We start from the raw sequence: 6,615 nt of genomic DNA, 5'->3' as shown, positions 1-6,615 counted from the left end.
GCGGTTGAGCGATCGGTCGACGATCGAGGCCGCGGCGGTCACCCGGGCGCGATCCCTCACCTCCTGACGCTGATCCTTCAAGTCGCGCAGCAGCGATGACGGCCACCGGCGTATCGCGCTGGCGATCATATAGATCAGCTCGTCACGATTGACCTGCCTCATGCCGGCGGGCTCCATGGGTCGCGCGCGCCCAGCTTACGCTCATCGATATTGAGCGCGATCGCGAGGTTGCGGCGATCCTCCTCGGGCAGGCGTCGCGGCGTTCCGCGCTCGATGAACTGCTGGAGATAGGACACGTTGCGGCCGATTTTGAGGGACAGGGCGGAAAGGCTCTCCCCTTGCTCCTGCGCGACTCGGGCGATGGTCTGACGGGCGTCCATGCCCCTGATCTGACGAAATTAACGCACCGCTGCGAGTCCTTTTGTTCCGTTAATGTTCCGCCACCATTTTACGGTGATCACCGATTGAGCCGCTCCGTTGCATCAAGGCTCTCGCCCACCTGAGCACCCGCGTACCCATTGTGATGCGAACAGCATCCTGGATGGGCTGCCGCCGATGCCTAAAGGTAATGAGCCCCGCCGCATGTCACAGCGGGGCTTGCGAAGACGAGCACAGAGCATCCAGACAAGCTGCTAGACCCTTCATATTCGTCTTCGAAGATCGATTATTGAACCTTGGGCGCCACGATTGCGGTTGCAGCTTGAGCAGGCGCGGCCGGCGCCAGCGTCATCGGCGCTGCGGCCGCCGGCGGCGTGAACGCGATGTCCTCGTTGACAAAGCCTTTGGTGATCGCGCCCACCGGGATCACCGCACTGGTGCCAGTCATGAAAAAGCCGGCGGGTAGAAACACGACCGCGGATACGGCGACCGCGCCGCCCCCTGCAGCGACGCCTTTGTCATCGAGATCGCCCGACAGCCTGATCTGACGGCCGTTGGCCGTCAGCGATACCGCCCGCGCTTTGATGTATCCCGACTTGCCCCACATGCCCTTATTGCGGACTTCGGTCACTTCGCCCACGGCCGGAGCGCCGGCGGGAATGACGATGTGTCCGTTGACGATGACGGCTTCGGACACTTCCATGTTGAAGCGTTGGCCGACCTTCAGATTCTTACCCTTCGTTGTGAGCATTTCGAGCACACGAAGTGGAACTGGCGTGCCCGTCCGCAACACGTTTTCGGTCTGCCCTGTTGCCATGGGTGCCATTGTATCGACCGTCGTCGAAACCGTTTGCGCGATCGCAGGCATAGCAATGGTCGCGCTCGAAAAGAGCGCGGCCGCAATCATCCTCTTCATGTAACCCCCGGTTATTTGGCGGAATCGCCGCCGACAGAAGGATAGGTTCGCGCACGGTTGTCAATATGGCGGCCCCGGCCGATGATCCGTATTGGAGGTGATCGATGTGCAACCGCTTGTGTGATTGCGGTTACCGCCACAAGCGGAAAACTACCCAGCGGCCGAAGCCATTTCGCTTATTCTACCCAAGGGTCAGGCCCGTGCCGTGGGAGTCGGCTCTGGGGCGACCGATGTTCCATTTTCCGGTCAATATCTATCACGGTAGAGTGTCGCCAAGTAGGACAGGAGGCATTGGATGAGATTTGAGGTTCTTGGGGCAATATTCAGCCTAGCAGTCGTTCAGGTTGATGTAGTGCCGCCTCCGGGACCGCCACCACCTCCTCCAAAGGAGGGCGCAGCTTCTTTCAACGCGATCGACAGCTTGTCCTTTTTGGAAGGAGACTGGAAAGGAGAAGCGCACGACAGTCTTGGAGGGGCGAGCCATCTGGCAGAACGCCGGGTCGGTCGTTTTGGGAAAGGTGATGATCATCTTCTGATAGGGTCTATCCTAGTCTACGGGAAAGAGGGGCAAGGCGCGGTGATACACCACCTGCATGTGCTGACGTACGATGCTATCAGAGGTGGGTTTTGGATATACGATCCTTCATTTTACAACGACAACCTCAACCCAGCGCGTGGCCATGATGAGCAGGTGATTATCGACCTGAGCTCGCCCAAGACAATGACATGGACGCGGACGATATCCGGACGGCAGCGCCAGATCATCAAAGTCACCGGCGATCGGTGGGATGAGCGCGTCGAAAGTGAACTAAGCAACGGGCAAAAGCGGGTCGTCGAGACAATACTGACAAAGCAGCCAGGAAGGACCGCGTGGGGAGATGCCCCTGATCGATGACAACGTCGGTGACGATCACGCAACGCCGGTCACGGCCAGGCGAAGCACCTGATCGGCGATATCATGTTTGGGCTACCGAGGTTCGAGCTTGTGTACGAGGTCGGCGCGGAGCCGCCTCACCTTGGGGCGTTCGATGGGTGATCGAGGGCTGCTATCTACCTTGGACGGGCTCTGGTGGCACTCCGGTTACAGCGCAGTCACCTCGACCTCGTTCTCTCGGTTGCCCCCCGCCTTGCGGCGGTGCCGTTTCCGTCGCAGCTGATTCGGGTCGGGCTAAGGGATGCACTCTTTCTGCTGCTCAGCGCGGGCTTGAGAAGGAATTGACCCCTAATAGCAGGTGGGCTATTCGCCCGACTTACAAAACAAGATTGCAAGCCAATCTTGGCGCTGCGTCGGATAATATAGTTTTATCAGATGCTTAGCGGGTATAGCACAATGGTAGTGCAGCAGCCTTCCAAGCTGAATACGCGGGTTCGATTCCCGCTACCCGCTCCATTCCCTACATCGACATGACATGAGCGCATCCGCGGAATAGCGCTTGACATCGTCACGCTCTTTGCGTACAAAACGTGAACATCGAGATGATGCGAATCAGGGCCGGGCGGCTGGGGTAATAACACTCCGCTGCGCTGGCCCTTTTCTGTTGCTGGGCATGGGAGGCGGCGGATGGGGGAGCAGGGTGGCGCAAGCGTCGCGGGCGGGACCGCGGCCGATGGCGGGTCACTGCCGGTGCGGCGGTCGGTGGCGTGGTCGGCGGCGGCGCGTGATCGCTTTCTGGATCACCTGAGCATGACCGGACAGGTTGACGCCGCAGCCGCGGCGGCGGGGGTGCCGGTGGCGGCCGTCTACGCCCGGCGACGACGGGACGCGTCGTTCGCCGCACAGTGGCAGCAGGCGGCCGGGGCGGCGTGGGAGCGGCTGGAGGCGGCACTGCTGTCACAGATCCTCGCCGCCGCGCCGGGGGGCGGGATCGACGTGGCGAGCGCGCTGTTGCTGCTGGCGCGGCGCCCCGGCGGTGCCGCCATCCCCGGCGCGGCGGCGAAGGCGGCCGGCGACGACCGCGCGGCGCGGCGCCGGCTGGAGGCGCAGTTGCTGCGCCGGTTGCAGGCGCGCAGCCGAGGCGGCGTCGCTTCGGACGACGACAATGCGGAGCAGGCGTGACCCGGCCGCTGGCGCGTGCGTTGCGTTGGCTGGCAACGCAGGAGGAGGCGACACAGCGCGCGGTGCTGGCGCGGCTGGGCATGCCGGATCTGCGGACGCTGACCGAGGCGTGGGATTTGTGGGCGCACGACGGGCAGTTGCCGCCGGCGGGCGCGTGGAGCGTGTGGCTGATGCAGGCGGGCCGGGGGTTCGGCAAGACACGCGCGGGCGCGGAATGGGTGAACGCGATGGCGCGACAGCATGCCGATGCGCGGATCGCGCTGGTCGGCGCGACGATCGAGGATGCGCGCAAGGTGATGGTCGAGGGCCCCAGCGGGGTGATCGCGGTGGCGCGCGACAGCGAGCCGGTGATCTGGCGACCGACCAGCGGGAAATTGCGCTTCGCGAGCGGGGCATGCGCGACAATCTATTCGGAGGCGGCGCCGGAGAAGTTGCGCGGCCCCGAACATCATTTTGCCTGGGCGGACGAACTGGCGAAATGGCGTGGCGTCGCGGCGTGGGACAATCTGATGATGGGACTGCGCCTGGGCGAACGGCCGCGCGTGCTGGTGACGACGACGCCGCGCCCGACCGCCCTGCTGCGCCGGATCCGGGCATCGCCGGACACCGCGATCACCCGCGGCCGCACGCGCGACAATCCCCATCTGCCGGCGGCGTTCGTCGCGGCGATGGCGGCCGATTACGGCGCCACCCGGTTGGGGCGCCAGGAGCTGGACGGCGAATTGATCGAGGATCTGCCCGGCGCCTTGTGGCCGCGCGCATTGATCGAGCGCCAGCGTGCGCGCCAGGTGCCCGCGCTGGTGCGCGTGGTGGTGGGGGTCGACCCGCCGGCGGGCAGCGATGGCGACGCCTGCGGGATCGTCGTGGCGGGACTGGGGACGGACGGCCACGGCTATGTGATCGAGGATGCGAGTATCGCGGGGGCGTCGCCCGAGGGCTGGGCGCGCGCGGTGGCAGCGGTCAGCGACCGGCGCGCGGCGGATCGCGTCGTGGCGGAGGCCAACCAGGGCGGGGCGATGGTGCGCAGCGTATTGCTGGCGGCGCAATCGACCTTGCCGGTGCGGCTGGTGCATGCGCGACAGGGCAAGGCGGCGAGGGCAGAGCCGGTCGCCGCGCTCTACGAGGCGGGGCGCGTGTGGCATGCGGCGCCGTTTGCGGCGCTGGAAGACGAACTGGCCGGGCTGGTGGCGGGGGGCGGTTATCATGGCCCCGGACGATCGCCGGATCGTGCCGATGCCTGCGTATGGGCGCTGACCGCCCTGCTGCTGGAACGGCAGGGGGACGCCCGCATCCGCGCGGTATGACGGCGACGGGTTGAGCACAGGCGCGGGCGGGGCGGCGCGCGCGGATCATGATGGGGATGGATATGGCTTGGTTCGGAAAGAAATCCGGGCGCGATGACGCGCGCCCGGCGCTGGCGCGTGCGCCGATGCCGGGCATGCTGACCGGGCGCTGGCCGCAAGGCTATGACGCGCAGGCGCGTGCCGGTTATTGCGACAATGCGATCGCGCAACGTGCGGTGAAGCTGGTCGCGGAAGGCGTCGACGGCGCGCCGCTGGACGGCGATGCGCGGCTGGTGGCCTTGATCGCCGCGCCCGGGCTGCGCGAGCGCGTGACCGCGCAACTGCTGTTGCATGGCAACGCCTTCGTCCAGATCATGCGCGATGCGGCGGGCACGGTGACGGAGCTGTTTCCGCTGCGCCCCGAACGGGTGACGATCGAGCCCGGCGCGGACGGCTGGCCGGCGGCCTATACCTATCGCGTCGCGGCGCGCGTCGTGCGCCTCGATCCCGCCGCGGTGATCCATGTGCGGCGCTTTCATCCGCTCGACGATCATTATGGGCTGGGATGCCTGGCGGCGGCGTCGGGCGCGATCGCGATCCACAATGCCGCCTCGGCGTGGAGCAAGGCACTGCTCGATAACGCGGCGCGTCCGTCAGGCGCGCTGGTCTATGCGCCGCCTGACGGATCGGTGCTGACGCCCGACCAGTTCGAGCGATTGCGGCATGAGATGGAGCGCGGCTTCGCGGGGGCCGGCAACGCCGGGCGACCGATGCTGCTGGAGGGCGGCCTGTCGTGGCAAGCGATGAGCCTGACCCCGGCGGATATGGACTTTGCGGGCACCAAGGCGGCGGCGGCGCGCGAGATCGCGCTGGCCTTCGGCGTGCCGCCGATGTTGCTGGGGCTGCCGGGTGACAGCACCTACGCCAATTATCGCGAGGCGAACCGGGCGTTGTGGCGGCTGACCGTGCTGCCGCTGGCCGGGGCGATGCTGGGGGCGATCGCCGGGGGGCTGGCGACGGACCTGCCGGGCGCGACGGTGCAGGTCGACCTGGACCGGGTTCCCGCGCTGGTGGAGGATCGCGAGCGCCTGTGGCGGATGGTCGCGGCGGCGGACTTCCTGTCCACCGAAGAGAAGCGCCAGATGGTGGACTGGCAATGAGCGCGGCGGACGATCACGGCGCGGTCGTGCTGGCGCAACTGATGGCGCAGGCACAGATGCGCGGCGCGGACGTGGCGACGCTGCGGGCGATCGCGGAGGAAGCCGGCGAGCTGGGCGCGACGCGCGCGATGGCGCGGCTGGGACTGTCGGACGAGCGCGCGGCCGGGGACGTCGCCGAACTGCGCGAACTGTTGACCGCGTGGCGGGCGGCGAAACGATCGGTGTGGCGCGGCTTGCTCGGGTGGGTGGTGCGGATGGTGTGGGCGCTGGTGCTGGTCGGGCTGGCGGTGCGGCTGGGGTTCGGCGAATGGGTGCGATGACGGGGGCGGTGGCCTTCGCCGGTTATGCGGCGGTTTTCGACCGCGTCGATCGGGCGGGCGACGTGATCCGCGCGGGCGCCTTTGCGGACTGCGCATCGGTGCCACTGCTGCTGCAACATCGTGGTGCGCCGGTCGGCACGCTTTCGTCGGTGAGCGAGGATCGGCAGGGCCTGCGCGTCGCCGGCGTCGTCACCGATCCGCAGGTCGCGGCGTTGCTGCGCCGACGTGCGCTGACCGGGCTGTCGGTCGGCTATCGCGCGCGCGCCGTCCGGCAGGGGGCGTGGCGCCATATCGAACGCGCCGATCTGGTCGAGATCAGCCTGGTGGCGGTGCCGATGCAACCCGCGGCGCGGATCGACACGCTGGGCGACGCCTAGCGCGATGTTTCGGTGCCTCGCTGGGAGGCGCCATCTCATCCGGTCGACGGATGATCCTCAGGAGAACATGATGAACGAGACGATGGTGGCGCGCCCGGTGCTGGATGGCGCGCGGGCGGCGACGG

8 protein-coding genes and 1 tRNA gene are annotated in these 6,615 nt (G+C 67.0%); 7 read left to right on the top strand and 2 right to left on the bottom strand.

Features of this window, described 5'->3' with window-relative positions; translation table 11 throughout:
• Positions 1-158 precede the first annotated feature (158 nt).
• A complete protein-coding gene (locus ACFDSW_RS14190; RefSeq protein WP_375250931.1) occupies positions 159-380 on the bottom strand; it encodes a hypothetical protein in 222 nt (73 codons plus the stop codon).
• Positions 381-664: 284 nt separating this feature from the next.
• On the bottom strand, positions 665-1,294 hold the full coding sequence (locus tag ACFDSW_RS14185; RefSeq protein WP_375250930.1) for a hypothetical protein: 630 nt from the start codon (positions 1,292-1,294) through the stop codon (positions 665-667).
• Between the two features lie 295 nt (positions 1,295-1,589).
• Between ACFDSW_RS14185 and ACFDSW_RS14180 the strand changes: the two genes are divergently transcribed.
• From ACFDSW_RS14180 to ACFDSW_RS14150, 7 genes are all read left to right on the top strand, one after another.
• A complete protein-coding gene (locus ACFDSW_RS14180; RefSeq protein WP_375250929.1) occupies positions 1,590-2,189 on the top strand; it encodes a hypothetical protein in 600 nt (199 codons plus the stop codon).
• 421 nt (positions 2,190-2,610) lie between these two features.
• Positions 2,611-2,684, top strand: a tRNA-Gly gene (locus tag ACFDSW_RS14175).
• Between the two features lie 171 nt (positions 2,685-2,855).
• The gene (locus tag ACFDSW_RS14170) at positions 2,856-3,350 is read left to right on the top strand and encodes a hypothetical protein (RefSeq protein ID WP_375250928.1); all 495 of its coding nucleotides are present in this window, start codon (positions 2,856-2,858) and stop codon (positions 3,348-3,350) included.
• Positions 3,347-4,654, top strand: coding sequence for a DNA-packaging protein (locus tag ACFDSW_RS14165; RefSeq protein WP_375250927.1), 1,308 nt, complete (start codon positions 3,347-3,349; stop codon positions 4,652-4,654). Before ACFDSW_RS14170 ends, ACFDSW_RS14165 begins: the two co-directional genes overlap by 4 nt.
• Before the next feature lie 62 nt (positions 4,655-4,716).
• A complete protein-coding gene (locus tag ACFDSW_RS14160; protein WP_375250926.1) occupies positions 4,717-5,793 on the top strand; it encodes a phage portal protein in 1,077 nt (358 codons plus the stop codon).
• Positions 5,790-6,113 (top strand): DUF6127 family protein, encoded by a 324-nt coding sequence (locus ACFDSW_RS14155; RefSeq protein WP_375250925.1) that lies wholly within the window; start codon positions 5,790-5,792, stop codon positions 6,111-6,113. The genes ACFDSW_RS14160 and ACFDSW_RS14155 overlap by 4 nt, the downstream gene beginning before the upstream one ends.
• Positions 6,110-6,490 carry an HK97 family phage prohead protease gene (locus ACFDSW_RS14150; protein ID WP_375250924.1) on the top strand — a complete coding sequence of 127 codons (381 nt, stop codon included), beginning with the start codon at positions 6,110-6,112 and terminating at the stop codon, positions 6,488-6,490. Before ACFDSW_RS14155 ends, ACFDSW_RS14150 begins: the two co-directional genes overlap by 4 nt.
• Positions 6,491-6,615: the final 125 nt, after the last annotated feature.

Origin of the sequence: Sphingomonas sp. (assembly GCF_042091075.1) — a bacterium.
GTDB lineage: Bacteria > Pseudomonadota > Alphaproteobacteria > Sphingomonadales > Sphingomonadaceae > Sphingomonas.
This window is presented reverse-complemented; position numbering and strand designations above follow the sequence as displayed.

What these genes read in the sequence shown, in the direction of transcription:
- ACFDSW_RS14185 (WP_375250930.1), bottom strand. Translation starts at nt 1,294, where the DNA reads ATGAAGAGGATGATTGCGGCCGCGCTCTTTTCGAGCGCGACCATTGCT.
- ACFDSW_RS14170 (WP_375250928.1), top strand. Translation starts at nt 2,856, where the DNA reads ATGGGGGAGCAGGGTGGCGCAAGCGTCGCGGGCGGGACCGCGGCCGAT.
- ACFDSW_RS14150 (WP_375250924.1), top strand. Translation starts at nt 6,110, where the DNA reads ATGACGGGGGCGGTGGCCTTCGCCGGTTATGCGGCGGTTTTCGACCGC.
- ACFDSW_RS14160 (WP_375250926.1), top strand. Translation starts at nt 4,717, where the DNA reads ATGGCTTGGTTCGGAAAGAAATCCGGGCGCGATGACGCGCGCCCGGCG.
- ACFDSW_RS14180 (WP_375250929.1), top strand. Translation starts at nt 1,590, where the DNA reads ATGAGATTTGAGGTTCTTGGGGCAATATTCAGCCTAGCAGTCGTTCAG.
- ACFDSW_RS14155 (WP_375250925.1), top strand. Translation starts at nt 5,790, where the DNA reads ATGAGCGCGGCGGACGATCACGGCGCGGTCGTGCTGGCGCAACTGATG.
- ACFDSW_RS14190 (WP_375250931.1), bottom strand. Translation starts at nt 380, where the DNA reads ATGGACGCCCGTCAGACCATCGCCCGAGTCGCGCAGGAGCAAGGGGAG.